This window comes from Singulisphaera photorubra (genome assembly GCF_045290345.1).
Lineage (GTDB): Bacteria > Planctomycetota > Planctomycetia > Isosphaerales > Isosphaeraceae > Singulisphaera.
Genome location: NZ_CP155447.1, coordinates 9,083,518 through 9,102,526, shown reverse-complemented (window position 1 = coordinate 9,102,526; position 19,009 = coordinate 9,083,518). Strand labels below are relative to the sequence as shown.

Below are 19,009 nucleotides of genomic sequence, written 5' to 3'. Positions count from 1 at the left end.
CGATCCACACTTTTTTATTCAATGATCCGTGACCGGGCGAAAGCACCGGGGATTTTCGCGGTTTCCGAAACGGGTTAGCCCGACTTCCGCAGTTCAGCGGCCAGGATCATGGAAGCGGCCTGCGAATGCAGAGCCGCAACAACGACGATGGGCCGAGGGCGAGATCAACTCGTCCTCGGCCCATTCGCGTTCACTCAGGAGAATTGGTAGCGGAAGTTCCCTTGTTCGTCGACATCCAGATGAACAGTGGAGAGGACTTCGCTCGCGGCCATGCGGGTGAGGAACTCCTGGGAAAGTTCCGGCAGAAGGCTGCGGGTCAGGATCTGGTCGACGTTGCGTGCTCCGCTATGCACTTCCTTGCACCGGCTGGCGATGTTCGCGACGGTTTCGTCGCTGTAGGTGAAAACGGCTTTGTGGTTCTCGCGAACCCGTCGGACGATCCGGTCGAGCTGGAGCCGAACGATCTGCTTCATCACGTCGTCGGAGATGGGATAATAGGGGACGACGACCAGGCGTCCGAGCAACGCAGGGGGGAAGACTTTGAGGAGTTCGGGGCGGAGGGCCTCGACCAGACCGGCCGCGTCGGGCGTGGTATCTTCGTCGGCACAGAGCGCCATGGTGGTATCCGTGCCGACGTTGGACGTCAGCAGGATCACAGTGTTCTTGAAGTCGATTACACGTCCTTCACCGTCTTCCAGGGTCCCCTTGTCAAAGACCTGGAAGAAGAGTTCCATCACGTCCGGGTGAGCTTTCTCAACTTCGTCGAGGAGAACGACGCAATAGGGCTTGCGACGAACGGCCTCGGTAAGCACGCCCCCTTCGCCGTAACCGACGTAACCGGGAGGTGAGCCTTTCAGACCGGAAACCGTGTGTGCTTCCTGATACTCGGACATATTGATGGTGACGAGGTTACGCTCGCCGCCATAGAGTGAGTCGGCCAGTGAGATCGCGGTCTCGGTCTTTCCCACGCCGCTGGGTCCGACCAGCAGGAAGACACCGATCGGTCGCCGGGGGTCCGTCAAGTTGGCCCGAGAGGTCCTGATTCGCTGGCTGACAGCCTCGAGTGCCTGGGCCTGGCCGATCACTCGTTCTTCGAGCTTCGATTTGAGGTTCAAGACCGTCCTGATCTCATCGGCCAACATCTTGCCCACCGGGATTCCGGTCCAGCCGGCAATCACCGCGGCGATCGTCTGGGAGTCGACGTTCACCTGCATCAATGGTGAGTCGCCCTGGAGCGCTCGCAACTCCGAGTTCCGGGTGGCGAGTTCGGACGTCAACGACTCCGGCTGAGCCGTTGGCTCGCTCGGCGGTTCACCGGCCTTACCGTTCTTGGCGGCGTGCGATTTTTCAATCTGGTCGGCGAGGCCTCGTATTTCCTGGACGAGCTTCCGTTCCTCCTCCCACCGTTTCTCGAGCTCGACAAGGAGGGTCTTGGCCTTGGCGAGTTCGTCGTTGGCCTCAGCGAGCCGCTCGACGTGGGGGGCGCCGGTGAGACTCTCGCGTTCGAGAATCTCGATTTCGACCTTGAGGTTGTCGATCCGGCGGCGGCAATCTTCGACGGCCGACGGGATCGCGGACTGACTGATCGCCACTCGGGCGCAGGCGGTATCGAGCAAACTCACCGACTTGTCCGGGAGTTGCCGGCCGGGGATATAGCGCGCCGAGAGCCTGACTGAGCCCTCCACGGCCTCGTCGAGGATCCGAACGCCGTGATGGGCCTCGAGCATGGCGGTAATCCCGCGCATCATCACGATCGCCTTTTCCTCACTCGGCTCCTCGACTCGGATCACCTGGAATCGTCGGGCCAGGGCCGCATCCTTCTCGAAATATTTCTTGTACTCAGCCCAGGTGGTCGCCGCGATCGTGCGGAGCTCACCGCGAGCGAGGGCCGGCTTGAGCAGGTTGGCCGCATCGCCTTGTCCAGCCTGTCCCCCCGCGCCAATCATCGTGTGGGCTTCATCAATGAAGAGCACAATCGGTACGGGTGACCCTTTGACCTCGGCAATCACTTGCTTGAGTCGATTCTCGAACTCGCCCTTGACCCCGGCTCCCGCCTGGAGCAGGCCCAGGTCCAAAGTTCTCAGAATCACTTTACGGAGCGGTTCGGGAACGTCGCCCGATGCGATCCGCACCGCGAGCCCCTCGACGACAGCCGTTTTGCCCACCCCGGCTTCGCCGGTCAGGATCGGGTTGTTCTGGCGACGGCGGATCAGAATATCAACCATCTGGCGGACCTCGGCGTCGCGGCCGAGCACCGGATCGATCTGGCCTGCGCGCGCCCGTTCCGTCAAGTTGATCGTGTACTGATCGAGCGCGGGAGTCTGGGTCGGCGCTCCATGGGTAGGCGCGGCTTGCTCCCCGGCCTCGCGTGCTGCCGCCGGAGATTCGTCCTCGGCCGAGCCGGCGATCAAGCTCGCCATTCCACTCGCCAGGGTCTCAACCTTGACCTTGGCGAATTCCGCTGAAGCGTCGCGAGCCAGTCGGCCGAGTTGTTCATCCTCGAGCAGGGCGAGAAGAAGGAACCCGGAGCGAACTTGCCGGGCCTGGTATTGGAGCGAGGCGAGCACCCAGGCCGAGCGGATTAGCTCATCGATCGAGGGAGCAAGCGTGGGAGTTCGCGCATTGCCGGTTCTTAGACGGTCGAGCGCCTTGGTCAAGTCGCGCTGAAGATGCGACGTATTGACCTCGAAGTGGCGAAAGATCCGGGTCAGGTCACTGTCGTGGACCTCGGTCAATTTCAGCAACCAGTGCTCGATCTCGACGCTGTAGTTCGTCCGCGACAGGCAGAGCCCGGCGGCCGCCTGGAGGGAGTTGACACAGGTCTTGTTCAGCGTCTTGATGACCGCTCCCGAATCGACTCCCATTGAAATTCTCTCCTTCGCTCGTTGATACCGGCGACTCAAACAGGGACGCGTACGAGTCAGACGAGTCGTGTCCCAAGGTTGGCCAACGCTCACCTCGCCTCTCGCCGAAAGGCTCGGTGGACGTTGCCCAACCGACAACCCAATCGATGGGGACGACTGCCGGACGGAACTTTCCAGAAATCTGCTTTTGGATCTTAATCTGACGTGAACAGCAAGACAATCTGCCGTCACATGCGACATTCAACGCGATAAGGCGGTCACAAGCGACGAGGAACGAGGCGGAATGTGGTCCGGCTCATGCACCTCGGTCTCGACGGTCTCAAAGGTCATCGATCACGAGACGAAAGCCGATATCGGACTCGCCCTTGTCGGCATCCCAATTCATCCGTTCATCGACATCCCGAAGATCTTTGTACAAGAGTGGGCTGCTTAATTTGAACGATCGACCGCGCAACAGGACCGGATCGAAACTTCCTTCCGGGAAGGGGAGCATTTTTCCTTCAATTGTCGAATTTCGGGTCCATTCCATACCGTTGCCGGCCATGTCGCGGCAACCGAGCGGACTCAGGTCGTGAGACGATGATCCGACCGGTGCGGGAGAATCTCGACCCACCGCGATCGTCAAGTCGCCGGGTTTCCACGGCTCGACGAACGGTCCTTGCTGCGTGGTCACGTCGTAGCAACCGGACGCCTTATCCCATTGCTCGACTCTTGGCAAACGGACCTTGGCCCGATCACGTCCCAGCCAGTGCGCAAAGCGACAGGCTTCCTCGGCGGTGACATTGAAGGCGGGGAGGTTCTGTCCCTTTCCTGGAGGCATCCGCCATGCCGTGCCCTTGAGCAGCTTCGGTTCTTTCGCGGCGAACCGAGCAAAGACCCGATTCGAGATCTTGTCCTTCATGATGTAAAACGAGGCCGGCTCATCGCTCTGATTGCGTTTGATAAAGAGGAACTCGACTTTGGCGTTGTCACCGAGGTTTTTAAAAATCTGCGAGTGAAATATCCTGTCATGATCCTGAATCAAAACGCTCCCAGGAGCCGGAACGAAATCGTCCGGGAGCTCAACTTTGGGAGCTTCGACGGTCAGTCGCACATTCGTCTTGAACTTGCTCGTCCCGGTGTGGGCGCGAAAGCTCAGGACGGTCACCCCCGGCACAACGTTGGGCCCGATCGCGAGTGCAAACTGCTGAACCCCCGTACTACTCTTGCCACCTGCCTTTGTGACCGAGATCCCCGGCGGCGTCACGTCGGCCTGATAATCGACGTGCTTCGGTCGATCGCCCTCGGCCAAGATCGTGATCGTGGCGCTTCCCCCGGCGGGAAGGCTCAAATCAGGCTGGGCGGCGTGGATATTGAAAGGATGAGGCCTCATGGAAACCCAGACGGCAATGCCAATCGCCAGTCCCGCCACAAGGAGAAGGGCCCCCAGCAGACCGCGTCGAGTCGGCAGCGGAGTTGCAATCGGTTCAGGCGGCTTCGGAGGCGTGGCGAGCCTGCGGAATTCGTCGCCGAGCTCGCGTGCTGACTGGGGGCGGAGCGCAGGATCCTTGTCGAGGCAGCGCAGCACTAGCTTTTCGACAGCCTCGGGAATCCGGATGGTTGCGTTCACCTCGGAGAAACAGGGCGGAGGGGTGTGAAGGTGGTCGTAGGTCAGCTTGAAGCTGGCACTGGTGAAGGGGCGGCGTCCCGTCAGCATCTCGAAGAGGATCACACCGACCGAATAGAGATCGCTCCGGCCATCGATCTGGTTCGCCTCACTATTGATCTGCTCGGGACTCATGTAAGCCGGGGTGCCAATCGTGGCGCCACTTCGGGTCTGGAGATCTTCGTGCCCTTGCTCGTCCGCGTGGAGGATCTTGGCAATGCCGAAGTCGAGGATTTTGAGGTGCTCGCGTCCCTCAGGCTGAGAGTCAAGCAGCATCATGTTCGACGGCTTCAAGTCGCGGTGAACGATACCGTGGGCGTGGGCCACTTCGAGCACCGCGCAAAGCTGCTCAACCATCCGCGCCACCCAGTCGAGCGGCATCGGAACGCCGGGTTCCAGGACCTTGTTCAGGCTCCGACCCCGGATGTACTCCATCTCGATGTAGGCGAGGTCGCCGTCGGCATTTGCATCGTGAACCGCCACAGCATTCGGGTGTGAGAAGAGCCCCATGGCTCGCGCCTCACGGCGGGCCCTCGCGCGCATCTCCGGATCCGAAAATCGTCCGAGATTGATCAGCTTGAGCGCCCGTTCGGCCCCGAGATCGCGGTGGCGGACCAGCCAGACTTCCCCCATCGCCCCTTCGCCGAGCTTGCGCACAACGAGGTACTTTCCGAACAGGATCCTGACCTGCTCCGAACTTCCGATCGCAGCCCTCGGATCATCCATTCTGGGCGTGGCGTAGAGCGATAGCGTCGCTCCCGTGGATGGAGTCGGTGGTTCCTGAGTCCTGGTGGGGGGAAGTGAACCCGAAGATGCCTCCGAGGGATGCATCTCGACGAACGGTGGGCCAGCCGGCTGAGTTGTGGGCATGTCAGTGGGCGGAACGTGGGACGTTCTCCGGACCCTCGCCTCATCCGGGAGTTCCCGACGATCGGCCATCAGACGTCTCCACCGGCAAATCGCCCTTGATCGGTTCCAAGCGGCGATGGGTCGTGCTCAGGCTTCGCAAAGGAAGGTGAGTCAAGAGCCTTGGTCATTTTTTGGAACCGAGGATCGATTCATGGTCCTTGGCGATGAGGGTTGCATCCTACTCATCCCCAACGCGGGGTCTGACCGGCAACCACATCCGTCATTTTATCATGGAAGGGATAACCGGCGACAATGCGATTTCGAGCAACGCGACGAATCGGGAGTACCCTGGGGCGAATCATCGTCAAGGACCTCGCACTCGCCTGGCCGAACCATGCGCCCAACTCACAAGGCCGGTTGGGATGCAGGCCGAGTTCAACCGTGAAACGAGGGGATTTGGAGGAGCACGAGCCCTCCACTCGAAACCAAGGGCGCCAGGCAGAAGATCATTCGAATCCCGGATCCGGTCGAGGAGTCGGCAGGGTCACCAATCTCATTTTTTCACGTATTGAGATGCAGCCTTTCGAGGAATCTAATAGATAGAGTTGAGGCTGATCGTTGCCGTGGATCGCAGTCAACTTGAATTGAACTGGGGGGGATCAATCCCATGCGGCCTCGATCGTTCACGATCCTTCTCCTGGGATTCCTGCCCCCCCTCGCAATGGCCGCGGGGTCCAATCAGACCCGTGCGGACGAGCCGCCAGTGCTCCGACTTCAGGCGGGTGGCCCCACCTCTTATGTCACGGGCCTCGCATTCAGCCCGGACGGGAAATCGCTCTACGAGACCGGGTGGGATAAGGTCATCCGGGTCTGGACGGAGAAACCGGGTTCGGACCAGCTCGCACTCAACGATCGAGCGACGTACCGCGTTCCGGTCGGACCTGGACTCGACGGCGCCATCAATGCCATGGCGTTATCGTCCGATGGCGTCTGGCTGGCGGTGGCCGGTCGCGGAATCGTGCCCGGGGCTTCGGGGTTTCATCAAAATGGGCTGGTCATCCCCGCGCCCGCGAAGTCGGACGAGATGCGCTGGTCGGAAGGCTCGATCTTTGTGTTCAACACAAAGGCGAATGTTCCGAGTGTGACAGTCCTTCGCGGTCATCGCGGGCCGGTTCTCAGCCTTGCTTTCGCTCCGATGCGGGCCGATAAGCCTCCGTTGCTCGTTTCGGCCGCCCATGAAATGGATCGATCCGGAGAAGTCAGGCTCTGGGACGTTGCCAAGGCCGAGTACCTGACGGGACTCGCGGGAATGCCCGGGCCCGAACTCTATAAAACGAGACCGGCCCTCACAGCCTGGCATACGGGAACCGGACGCACTCAAGTTCGCGTCGCAATCGCCTGGTGGGCCGGAACCTTTGGCAAAGACCCGGGAATCCTTCGGTGCTGGGATGCCGACCGCGGTCAGTCGGTTTTCAGCATCGCCGATGGCGCGGTGAATGACACGTTTGCCTTACTCCCGGGTCGCTCTCAACTCCTCTCGGGGAGCTTCCTTGTTCCCAGCCCGAACCAACGGCCGACTTCTCCCCAGGGACAGCTCACGACCTGGCGGACCGACGCCGGACCAATGCTTCAAGCCGTGCCCGAGCGCCGCATCTCTTTAGCGTCGGCCGATCCCCAACTCAAACCCCAGGCCATGTTTCTCCCCAGAGCCATGGCGGTGGTCACGGCGCCGGCCGACGGTTCGCCGCGGTTCGCCGCCTTGATTCTCCAGGACCTCGCCGCGACGGCCCCCGATGCCACTTACAGCCTCAGGCTCACCGACCTTTCCCAAGAGAAGTATGGCGCGACGGTCGCCCATGTCCCGCTTCGAACGGCGACGTCCGCCAAGTCGGCCCAACCGGTCCTTGCCGTCGACCCGAGTGGGACGCGACTCGCCCTCGCACTGGGCGAGGAACAGGAGGTCACGACCTTTTTCATCACCAATTTGATCGCGGGCAAAACCGAACCGCGGCAACGACTGCGAAGCGCGGGGCTTAACGTGGCTTATGTCGGCTTCGCAAAACGAGCGAATCAACTCGGTTTGGTGATCAATACCAAGGGACCGGAGCGTTTGGGTACACCGCCGCGTCCATTGGCCGTCGATGATCTCGTCTTCGACTTCTCGGGACGACAGTTGATTGGCAGACACGAAGGCTGGGCCGTCTCCGGGCCGGCCACGAATGAGGGTTGGATCGTCGATCATTCCCCGGCCCACTCGGGTCCGAACAAGCAAGCTGTGCCCGAGTCCTTGCGAATTCGCAAGGATCAGGGCGTCTGGCAATCGATCGCCTTGCAACCCGGTGAGACGACGACGGCCCTTGCCTTCCATCCTGGTGTGCCAGGAGGGGGGCCGATCGTGGCTGTTGCGTCCCAGACGGGGGCCGGAGAACCCCACTTACGACTCTACTCGGGACGTTCGGGAGCCTGGATCCGACAGTATACAGGGCACTCGGAGCGGATCGGTTGCCTTGCTTTCTCGGAGGATGGCCGCCTACTGGCCTCCGCCGCCGATGACCGCTCCACTTGCGTCTGGAGTCTCGCGGACCTGGGCGAAACCATCGGCAAGCGCGGGCAGATTCGCGGCTTGGCGGTCACGGAGCAGGGGAACCGACTCGTTGTTGTGAAGACCGATGACTCCGCGGGACGCAACGGTCCGTCGCTCCGCCAAGGGGATCGTGTCGACGGGATCGTCAGCGGTGGCGAGCTTCGCCCACTTCGGACGGTCCTGGACTTCTACAATGCCGTCTCGACCCTACGGCCCGGCCAGCATGTCACGGTGCGCCGAGCGGACGGGCAGACGGGACCAGTGGACGTCTCGCTTCCGATCGTTCAGGGGACCGACGAGCGAAAGCCCCTGTTGTCCCTCTTCTTCACACCGGGAGACGCGGCGGGGACATGGAAGTGGATTGGCTGGAATCCGCAAGGACCGTATGAGACCAGCGACCTCGAAGTGGAGTCGCTGATCGGCTGGCACTTTAATACGGGCGTGCCCGCCTCACCCACTCGATTTGCGCTCGCACCCGAGTATCACGACAAGTTTTATTACGATCATATTCTCCAAAAGCTCATCGAACGCGGCAGCCTTCCTCCCCCCGAGGTTCCGCCGCTTCCACCGCCGAATCTTTCCATGGCGATCGATCAGGAAGCGGAGATCGTCCGGGGCGATCAGATTCTGGTGCGACAGCCCCCCGGAGAACTTCATCTTTCGATCGTCGATCGACCGATTCCGGCGGAGTTGGTCGACTCCGTGATCGGTCGGGTCGGAAGTTTCCCACCCACGGAATTGCGGTCGACTCTGGATCGTGTCTGGACGGCGGATGTTTCCGGATTGGCCTGGAAACCAGGCGTCTATCCCGTTCACATCACCCTGAAAACAAAGGAAACGCCCTCGCAAACCTTCTCGATCTATCGTCAGATCCGATTCCAGAGGCCTGCCCCCACGGTCAAGCCGACGGCGCCACCGGCCCTCGTCGTGAACGTCCCGGAATTCATCGTCCGGGCCGACGTCGAACCGGCCCACCAAACGTCCGTCAAGGTCCGGATCACTCGTGAACCAGGGGGAGATAGCCGGGAGCAAGTCCTGAACGCTTCCTCGACCATCGCCGTGCCGTTCCCGCTCGAACCGGGAACCAACCGATTCCGACTGCGAGCAGTCAACGTCGAGGCCGTACCCGGTTTTGAAGAGGAAGAGACAACGGAACTGCCTCCATTGATCGTCAATTACAAAAAGAAGGCACTCGCTCCCACCGTCGAGCTTGTCATCCGTCCGTCCCCTGTGGGCGATGGTGAGGGTGAGGGCGAGAGCGAGGGCGAGGGAGAAGTGGGTCAAGCTGGTGAGACCGTCCAGGTCACAGTTCCCCAGGTCACGCTCCGCGGCACGATCAAGGGCGAAGAATTGCTGGTCGAGGCTGTGCAAGTGAAGTCCGGAACTCCGACAGGCCGGCCGCTGACTCGATTTGTTCCCGGACGGGAGAAAACTTTCAGCATCAATGAGCCGGTAAAGCTCATTCCGGGAACCCAGACCTTCGTCGTGCGGGCACGTGCGGCCGATAGCGACTCGGGAGAAGGCCGAGTGACGGTCGTTTACCAGCCCAGGTTGCCCCGTCTCGTGCGCAGGGATTTGAATCCCGCCGGCCCCGTTCTCTACGAACACGAAGATCATCCCCAGGTCACCGTCACTGCCCGGTTGGCTCCGCCCAACGATCCTCATCCCCTCAAGGGAGAACTTCTCCTCTATTCCGGGGATGAACCTCAGCCACGGATTATCCTCGCCAAGGTGGAGACAACTGCCTCCGCGCCACCAGGGGCTAAAACCAACGACGCGAACGGCATGAGCCTGACGGCCCTGGTTCCGCTGACCCCTGGGGAGAATCACATCCGGATTCGGCTTAGCAATGAGTGGGGAGCCGAGTGGACCAGTTCGGAGGATGTCGTAAGCTTCCGCAGGCCCCCGAGAGTCGTTGAGGTCAAGATTGCGGCCACGACCGAAAAAGGATCGACGTCGGTCTCGGCTCAACTGGAGTCGGCCACCGAGATTACCGAGGCTCAGATCGAGGTGTGGCACGAAGGCCAGACCGCTTGGGTCCGGGCGAATCCCACTCACACCGAGGGAACGCACTGGTCTGTTTCTGCCGCTGACGTGCCCGTGGAACCGGGACAGAGCCAGGTCCGGGTTCGAGCCCGCAACCTCGATGGCTGGAATCACGAGCCGGGCCCATCTTCCACGCTGAGCTACACCCGTCGCGAAACCCAGGAACCTCCGCTTCTCGATCCGCCTGACACCCCTCTCACAACGACCTTGGGGGAGATCCCGATTCCGATCGCCGTACGTTCGGCCAAGCCGCTCCACAACACCGAGCTCAGGCACCTGATCTCGGAGTCACGCTGGGAGACGATTCCTGCCGAGCCGATGGAGTCGGCGGGGCGCGACGACAAGGGGCGAATCCTCTATCGCGGTTCCACCCAGGCGAGACTCAATGACGGTCTCAATCAATTTGAACTCGTCACGAGCAACCCCGACGGCGAGGCTCGAGTCAAGTTCTTCGTGAGCCGAGTCCCACCCCCCATCCGGTTCACCGTCGACGGCTTCCAGCCGGAAGGGGACCGTTCCAAACTGATCGAGCCGACGAAGCCAATTCCCGACGGGCGAGTCTGGATCGTCGGGCGTGTGCAGTGGCCCGACGCCGAGGTTCAGCGCCGAAACGCCGCGGCCAGAATCCAGGTGCTGGTCAACGGTTTCCCGCAGATCGAAACCGCTCTCCTCCAGGCGGATGCCCCTCCGATCCAGGGCGCCAAGCCAGGTTCCGATCGCATCGAAAACCGGTTCCGGGCTGGAATTCTCCTCAACCGCCCGGAAAATTCCGTGGAATTGAAACTCAGTGGCGTCGCGGTCGCGGCCGATAGCCTGCCACTCTCGGTGGCTTGTCTCGCCCCCAATCAGAAGCAGCGGTTGCACATGCTCGTGATTGGCATCGGAGCGCAGGACAAGCCGGCGCTCAAAAAACTCGCCGTTCAGGCGGTCAACGGTGAATTCGTCTCCGACCGTAAAGATGAACGTGTCTTCAAAACTCCGGCCTTTTCCAGTGGCCGGGTCTACGGACCGCTCTCCAACGAATTCACCAAGATGCATGTGATGGCCCAGATCTCCTTGATCTGCGAGCAGATCCGGCTCAAAAGCAATGCCGCCAGCGCACCGAACGGGAGCGAGGTCGTCCTGATTTACTACCAAGGGGGTGAATGGATTGGTGAGAACCAGACCTCGCTCCTCATCCGGAGAGGTCGAGATAAGAATTCGGTCGACGGGGTGACGATTGATGAACTCGTCCGACCCTTCGTCAACACCAGAGGTGCCAAACTCTTGCTGCTCGACGTCGCCACGATGGGCCCACTCCGCAATGAGGAACCCTGGTCACGTGACGTCGCGCATGTCGGTCTGATGCGGTTCCTCTGGCTCGCCGCAAACAACGAGGAGCGACCTGCGATCCCTGATGACCTCCGCTTGCTCAGACTCTTCAAAGAGGTGCTCCCGAGCACGGTCACTCTGGGGCAAGCCACCACCGAGATTTCGGGTCGCTATTCTCGGCTTCACACGAAGTACCCCAATCGCTTCATCTTTGAAAACCATCCACTTCCCGACCCATTCTCCGAGCTACTCTTCGGCAAACCTTAGAATTCCAGAAATCCGGCTTTTCGTTCATGCCAAAGTGCCACCCAAATTCGCGCCATGAAACTCGCGGTGCGTCGCACGCATCCACTCCGGTCCCCGGCAGACCGCCCCGGGCAATGCCCTCCTTGAGTTGCTCCACCGCCGGTGCCCGAGCCGGCGTTGCATCGCATGCGTGGCGGCCTCGTTTACCCTGGGGTTGCCCGTGGCTGCGAGCAACGACAGCCTTCTGCACCCGAGTTCCTTAAGACTTCAGAAATCTCCAAGAAGTTCTAGCCATTTTCTTCAAATCAATCCCTCGGCGCAATCCCTCCAAACGTTTGAACCGTTGCTCCTGGCATTTCTGCCACATTTGCTAATTCCAACGCATTCCTAATTCCGATGACCTGACCATACCCATCTGGATGTAAGCACCCGGGACATTCACCATCCCCCTCGACGCCCTTCCGGGTTCGGCGGAGCCGAACCGGCCACGCAAGGAGGTCCGTATGCAAAGGCGACCCTTTCGATCCTTGAGGTTTTGGATGACCCTTGCGGTGTCGGCAATTCCTCCGATGCTTGATAAGGCGGCGAACGGACAGGTACCAGGTTACGACAACCCGCCACGGATCGCGCAAACTCCACAGTCGCCCTATAATTTCGGGACAGGGGCAGGGGCAGGGGCCGCGACTGATTTGAGGGGTACTCCCCCGATTGGGGCGGGAGAACCGGGTGGGACGGGAGTGGCGCCGGGGTCGGGGTTCGGGGGCACGCCCTCTCCGTTGGCGGAGGGCTTGACTCCGGAAAGCTTCAACACGAATGTTCCGACATTCAACCCCGGTCAATCGGCCGTTTTGGGGGGATCCACTCAGGCGGTTGCCGATAACGCCGGCTACATCGACAGCGCCATCATTCGGAGCCGCTTCCGACAGCGTTACGATGCCGCTTATGACATGAACCGACCCGACCGTGCCGAGTTCTTCTATCCCAAGTGCGGCTGCTTCGGGAACATTGCCAACTTTGCGCCTTTCCTCTCGATTGGAAACGCGGGGGGGACTCCCGTGTTGAATGGCCTGGGGGCGGCGAGACGAGCAGGCTACGACCCTCGGGCTTCCGGCCCCCAGCATCCACGCAACTTTCCAAGAGCGGCCAGTGGCGGCGAATCACGCGTTGACTATCAGGAGCTCTCCTCGTACCTCGAAATCGCGGCCACGCAGAAGACGTCAGGATTCATCGAGGTGCCCGCACGATTCCTCAACCCCACCCTGAACCGAAATACCTACGGCTTCTCCGACATCAACCTCGGTTTCAAGCACGCATTCGTCGCCGAACCTGATCGATTCTACACCTTTCAGTTTCGTACCTACGTCCCGACCGGTTCCGGGGAACGGGGGCTCGGGACCAATCACGCGAGCATCGAACCCGCCTTCCTGGTCTTTCAGCGCCTCTCCGAGCGGCTTTACTTCAGCGGTGAGCTCAGGGATTGGATCCCGGTCCACGGCTCCGACTTCGCCGGCAACGTGCTGCGATATGGGGCGGGCCTGGCTTACAACATGGTCCTGACCGACAATCTGCGAATCGCCCCCGTGAACGAATTCGTGGGCTGGACGGTGCTGAGCGGGAAGCAGCTCAATCCAGGGTCAGCCGACCCAAATATCATCGTCCCGAACGCGGGACCGGTTTCGGCCGTCGGTGATACGATCGTCAACTACAAGATCGGACTGCGAATTGGTCTCGGCGACTACGGCAACCCGGGAGGCGGCAGCGGACTGAACGATCGCCATAGCCTCTACATTGGATATGGTCACGCATTAACAGGTGACCACTGGTATCGTGACATGGCCCGCGTGGAATACAATTTCTGGTTCTGAAAAAATGCGAGATCCCGGCTCCGGCTCGCGGGGAAGGCGAACCGTGCCGGGACTGAAGAAGGATCGACCTCACAACGATGGGCTTGAGAGCCAGGCTGCTCGAGCCCATCGGAATGAGGACTGAGGTCGAGTTACTTGGCAGCTTCGGCACGAGCCTTGGCGAGTACGGTTTCCAGCAAGACCGGCTTGCCTCCCTGTCGCTTGCTCTCGTCGGCCGCTTCCATGAAGGCGAAGATTTCCAGGGTTTCCTCCGCGCTGACGGGCGGCTTTCCGGTCTTGAAGAACGTGCAGATCTCCTGCAACAACAAGTCATAGGCACCGCCCCCGACGCAGGGGGATTGTCCCTTGGTGCCGAAAACCATGGCGCCGTAGCCCCCGTTCTCCCTCAGCCCTCGGAACGTGCCAATACGGCCGTCGGTCCAGGTGCCGGTGACGAATTCCGCGTTGTCCGTCTGGACTCGCGTGACCGACTTGCACCCTTTCCCCATGAGGGTGAACAGCGTCTCAACGCCGTGAATCCCGTACCAGAAGAGGTCGGGGTGGTGTTCCTCGAGCGCACAAGGGCTGAACGCGTCGCATCCCCGGATCTCGCCGATTTTCGGATTATTCTTCATCGCAACGATCCCAGGCGCGTAACGAAGCGACGAGCTGGAAAAACAAGGGGTACCTGACTCGCGTGCCAGCTCGAAAATCTTGACCGCGTCGGCAAGGCTGCCAGCGACCGGCTTATCGATGAAGACCGGCTTGCGAGCCGCAAAGACGGGGCGAACCTGCTCGAGGTGAGGACGGCCGTCCACGCTTTCCAGCAAGACCACATCCACTTTCTTCAGCAGTTCGGGGATCGAGTCGACGATCTCCACCTTGAACTCATCGCGGAGCTGCTTGGTGTAGCCTTCCACGCGGTCGCGACTCGAAGGGATGTCGTCGCTTCCACCAGGATAGGCCGCGACCACGCGAACTCCCAATGACTTTGGCCCATTCAAAACCTTCGTGAACGCGACGACGTGCGAGGTATCGAGCCCGATGATGCCCGCTCGGAGCGGTTTCGCAGACTCTTCCTGAGCAGTGGCAACGCGAACGGTCAAACAAACAACAGAACAGAGCAGGAATGTCATCGCAGGTCGGAATCGCGCCATAGTTGGGGCTCCGGCGGGGTGAGAAGGAGGCGGGATCTAGAGAGAGTATCTGAACAAGATCCGGCCTTCAGTCCAAGCCCTTGTTTTTCCGAAAAATGAGTTCTCGACCCCTCCGATTCGCGAATCAGGTTCGAACTGATCGTGACCTGTCCGGTCACGCCAAGCCATGGGGCAAGGACGACGAGCACCGATTTCCCACCACCGAGATGATGAGCCGCCCATCTGCTTTTTCCAGAAGCAGGGGCAGATTGGTCCGTTGGAATACACTCCGGCGACTTCCCCGTTGAGCCTCGACCCGGCGCCCATCTCCAGACGAGCTCGATGAGCCTGGAGGCGAGGCTGTCCCCGCCAACGAGCCGATGCCATTGGGAAAATTCCCTCAGATTGCGACCTCGGTGTGGCACCGCTATGATCGGAACAGGATCGGCGGTGAAGCTCGCGGCCCTCACTCCATAAGAGGTTGGCCAAGCTCGGCGGTCCGCCCGACACCCACGTTGTCGAAGCGATTTCGACGACCAGGTGTTTCGTCGGGCTCCGCCCGGGAGCTTAGCCGAGCCATGGCCGACATCGTCTTGATCAGCCCTCGGTTCAACGTTTCCTACTGGGGCCTGGAACACGCCCTCCCGTTGATCGGCAAAAAGGCCAACATGCCGGTCGCCTGCCTTCCGCTTCTGGCCGCGCTCACGCCGCCCGAGCACTCGATCACCTTGATCGATGAGAACATCGAAGAAATCGACTTCGAGCGTTGTGCCCAAGCGGACATCGTGGGTATCACCGGCATGATCGTCCAGCGGCGGCGCATGAGGGAGATCCTCGAAGAACTGAAGCGCAGGGGTCGCTTCGTGGTCGTGGGGGGTCCTTGGGCCACCGTGAAGGAGCACGACTTCGAATCACTCGCGGATGTCATCTTCGTGGGCGAAGCCGAACAAACCTGGCCCATGTTCCTGCTCGACTGGAAAAAGGGGGAGCACCGGGCCCGTTACGAACAGGCGGACAAGACCGACATGACAACGGTCCCCACGCCCCGATTCGACCTGCTGAAAATGCGCCAGTACGCTTTTGGCAGTCTTCAATTCTCGCGAGGCTGTCCGTTTCAGTGCGAATTCTGCGACATCATCGTCACGTTCGGACGCAAGCCAAGGATCAAGTCGACCGATCAAGTGATCGCCGAGCTGAACGCGCTCCGCGAGCAAGGAATCCGCATGGCATTTATTGTTGATGACAATCTTATCGGCAATAAAAAAGCCATCAAAGAAGTCCTTCGCGAGGTCATTCACTGGCAGGAACGTCATGGCTATAAAATGACATTCTTCACCGAAGCCTCGATTGACCTGGCCGATGATCCGGAATTGCTCTGCCTGTTGGACGAAGCGAATATCGCGAGTGTCTTCATCGGGATTGAGAGCCCCAACGAAGCGGCGCTTCGCGAAACGAAAAAGTTTCAGAACGTGAGGGCAGGGGGGACTCTGATCGAGAAGGTTCACCGCATCCAGGACGCTGGCATTGAAGTCTGGTGCGGAATGATCATGGGTTTCGACCACGACGACGAAACCATCTTCGATGCCCAGTTAGAATTCATCGCGGACGCCCGGATCATTCAGGTCATGGCCGGAATGCTCTTCGCGATTCCAAAGACCCCGCTCTACGACCGGCTCGTAGCGGAGGAGAGGCTCGACCACGCCGAGGAACCCGAGTTCGGCACCAACGTCATTCCCCTTCAACTCGATCGCATGCAGTTGCGCGACGGGTATCTGCGTGTTTTGAGCGAGTTGAACGAGGCGGATGCCTACTTCGATCGGCTGGAAGATCTTTACCTCAAGGCTCGACTCCGTTACAGCCGAGCGGCGAACCGATACTGGCGACGACGGCCTTTGAGTTGGGTTCAGGCCAAGGGATTGTTCTTGATCCAGGCCATCGGTTTGCTCACACGACTGGTGATCGTTGTTCCCGAGCCCGCACTCCGTCGCGAATACCTTCGGCGCGTCTGGAGGCTACTCAAAGTCCGCCGCGATCCAGAGGTGCTCTGGATTTACGTCCTCAAGTGCGCCATGCATTACCATGCGCACACGATGGCCCGGCAAATGACCGAGGGGGTCTCGCCGGTGGTCAATTCGTATTGAATTCAACGATCCGCGACGAGACGAGACTCGCGATGGATTTCCGGCCCGGTCAATTCAGTAGAACGGCCGGCCCGGCCGCATCTCGCAAGAATCCTCGGTTCTTTCGCTCTGCCGCGAATCGTTGAATTAATTCAAGTCGATCGACACGGGCGTGAAGCGTTGAGTCGGGTGCTCGCTCGATCGTGAGATCGATCAGAACTCGGCGTTCCCTGGCGTCCGCGGGTACGGGATCACGTCGCGGATATTGGCCATCCCGGTGGCGTAGATGATCGTACGCTCGAAGCCGAGGCCGAACCCGGCATGGGGCACGGTGCCATACCGGCGGAGGTCGCGATACCAGGCATAGTGCTCCTTGGAGAGCCCCAGTTCATCCAGCCGGGAGTCAAGCACGTCAAGTCGTTCCTCGCGCTGGGAACCACCGATGATCTCACCAATTCCCGGTGCGAGAACGTCCATGGCGGCCACAGTCCGACCATCATCGTTCACTCGCATATAAAAAGCTTTGATGTCCTTGGGATAGTTCATCAGAACCACGGGCCGGCCGACGAGCGACTCGGTCAGATAGCGTTCGTGCTCGGACTGAAGGTCGATCCCCCAACGGACCGGGAACTCGAATTTTTCGCCCTTGGCCTGGGCTTTTTCGAGGGCCTTGATCGCGTCGGTATACTCCATGCGCTCGAAGCTCGCATCGACGAACGCTTCGAGTCTCGTAATACAGTCTTTATCGACGTGCTGTGCAAAGAAGGCCATGTCGTCGGGGCGTTCGTTCAGCACCGCGCGAAAGAGGTACTTCAGGAACTCCTCGGCCAGGTCGGCGTCATCGGAGAGGTTCGCGAAGGCGATCTCCGGTTCGATCATCCAGAACTCGGCGAGATGTCGAGTCGTGTTCGAGTTTTCAGCACGGAAGGTCGGCCCGAACGTGTAGACCCGGCTCAGGGCCAGGCAATACGCCTCGACATTCAACTGTCCCGAAACCGTCAGACTCGCTGGTTTGCCAAAGAAGTCGGCGGAAAAATCCACCTGGCCCTGCTCGTCGCGAGGCGGATTCGCCAGGTCGAGAGTCGAGACCCGGAACATCGCCCCCGCCCCTTCGGCATCGCTGGTGGTGATGATCGGCGTATGCACCCAGAGAAATCCGCGTTCATGGAAAAAACGATGGACCGCCAACGAGAGGCAATCGCGAACTCGCGCGATCGCCCCGAACGTATTGGTGCGCGGTCGCAAATGAGCCACGGTTCGCAAGTGCTCGAACGAATGCCGCTTGGCCGAGACCGGATAGCTGTCCGGGTGCTCGACCAGTCCGACCACTTCAATGCGATCGGCCTGCACCTCGAAGCGCTGGCCTTTACCTTGCGACTCGATCAGGGTCCCGACCACTCGAACCGCACAGTGTGTGGTCAAGTGAAGGATTTCCGACTGATAATTCTCCAAGGTCGCCGGCGCCACCGCCTGGATAGGATCGAAGCAGGAGCCATCGTGAATCTGGAGAAAAGAGAAACCAGCCTTCGAGTCGCGTCGGGTGCGGATCCAGCCCTCGAGGGTCACCTGCGACCCGACCGCCACGCGACCGGCCAGAAAATCCTTGATCGTGTGCTTCGTCATGACATTTCCCCGAGGCTGAATCGCTCGACCGCTCGCCAATTATGGACATCCGCCGCTCGCTTGTCCACTCAGCCTCATGGGGCCATTGCGCCCCCCAAAGTTTCCCGATTGGGGCCGTGGGCCCCCTCTATGGACGTCACGCATCGTCGGATAAGCTGGTCCCATTCATTTGCGAACTCGCTCAGCAATTCACGGTCCTCGGGAATATCCCATCGTTGTGGACCGCGGACGCCCCGACCATCTCTCAAGGAGCGCGTGGGCCGCCCGCGGCCCGCAACGCTCACTCGTCGCGAGCGACACTCATTACCCTGGAGTTGACCGATGGATTTGACATACCAAAGTGAGCCCGATCTCGATCCGCGCGAATTCATCGATCTCCTGACGCGTTCCACGCTGGCGGAGCGCCGGCCCGTGAACGACGCGGGGACGATTCACGGCATGCTCACACAAGCCGACCTTATTGTGACCGCTCGGCAGGATGGACTCCTGGTCGGGGTGTCGAGAGCCATCACCGACTATCACTTCTGCACGTATCTATCGGATCTCGCAGTCGACGAGGCGTACCAGCGAGGAGGAATCGGCCGGGAGCTCATCCGATTGACCCACGAGGCGGCCGGTCTCAAGACGACCCTCATCTTGCTGGCGGCGCCGAAGGCGCGCGAATACTATCCGCGCATCGGGATGATCCCGCACGATTCGTGCTGGATCATCCCGGGTCGGCATTGAATCCGCGAACGGCGT

At 60.5% G+C, this 19,009-nt stretch carries 8 protein-coding genes; 4 read left to right on the top strand and 4 right to left on the bottom strand.

Annotation, left to right across the window (positions count from 1 at the left end; translation table 11 throughout):
- Window positions 1-194 precede the first annotated feature (194 nt).
- On the bottom strand, window positions 195-2,864 hold the full coding sequence (gene tssH / locus V5E97_RS33965; RefSeq protein WP_406695967.1) for a type VI secretion system ATPase TssH: 2,670 nt from the start codon (window positions 2,862-2,864) through the stop codon (window positions 195-197).
- Between the two features lie 319 nt (window positions 2,865-3,183).
- Window positions 3,184-5,448 (bottom strand): bifunctional serine/threonine-protein kinase/formylglycine-generating enzyme family protein, encoded by a 2,265-nt coding sequence (locus V5E97_RS33960; RefSeq protein ID WP_406695966.1) that lies wholly within the window; start codon window positions 5,446-5,448, stop codon window positions 3,184-3,186.
- A gap of 577 nt (window positions 5,449-6,025) precedes the next feature.
- On the opposite strand from V5E97_RS33960, the gene V5E97_RS33955 reads away from it, so the two are divergent.
- Together V5E97_RS33955 and V5E97_RS33950 are read left to right on the top strand one after the other, a co-directional pair.
- Window positions 6,026-11,566, top strand: coding sequence for a WD40 repeat domain-containing protein (locus tag V5E97_RS33955; protein ID WP_406695965.1), 5,541 nt, complete (start codon window positions 6,026-6,028; stop codon window positions 11,564-11,566).
- 767 nt (window positions 11,567-12,333) lie between these two features.
- Window positions 12,334-13,410: a hypothetical protein gene (locus tag V5E97_RS33950; RefSeq protein WP_406695964.1), complete on the top strand. Its 1,077-nt coding sequence runs from the start codon at window positions 12,334-12,336 to the stop codon at window positions 13,408-13,410.
- A gap of 131 nt (window positions 13,411-13,541) precedes the next feature.
- Here the strand turns inward: V5E97_RS33950 and V5E97_RS33945 are convergent, their stop codons facing one another.
- The gene (locus V5E97_RS33945) at window positions 13,542-14,546 is read right to left on the bottom strand and encodes a Gfo/Idh/MocA family protein (protein WP_406695963.1); all 1,005 of its coding nucleotides are present in this window, start codon (window positions 14,544-14,546) and stop codon (window positions 13,542-13,544) included.
- Window positions 14,547-15,103: 557 nt separating this feature from the next.
- Between V5E97_RS33945 and V5E97_RS33940 the strand changes: the two genes are divergently transcribed.
- Window positions 15,104-16,666 carry a B12-binding domain-containing radical SAM protein gene (locus tag V5E97_RS33940; RefSeq protein WP_406695962.1) on the top strand — a complete coding sequence of 521 codons (1,563 nt, stop codon included), beginning with the start codon at window positions 15,104-15,106 and terminating at the stop codon, window positions 16,664-16,666.
- 192 nt (window positions 16,667-16,858) lie between these two features.
- Here V5E97_RS33940 and asnS read toward each other — a convergent pair whose 3' ends face one another.
- The gene (gene asnS, locus V5E97_RS33935; RefSeq protein WP_406695961.1) at window positions 16,859-18,268 is read right to left on the bottom strand and encodes an asparagine--tRNA ligase; all 1,410 of its coding nucleotides are present in this window, start codon (window positions 18,266-18,268) and stop codon (window positions 16,859-16,861) included.
- 321 nt (window positions 18,269-18,589) lie between these two features.
- Here asnS and V5E97_RS33930 point away from each other — a divergent pair, with 321 nt between their 5' ends.
- On the top strand, window positions 18,590-18,994 hold the full coding sequence (locus V5E97_RS33930; protein WP_406695960.1) for a GNAT family N-acetyltransferase: 405 nt from the start codon (window positions 18,590-18,592) through the stop codon (window positions 18,992-18,994).
- Window positions 18,995-19,009: the final 15 nt, after the last annotated feature.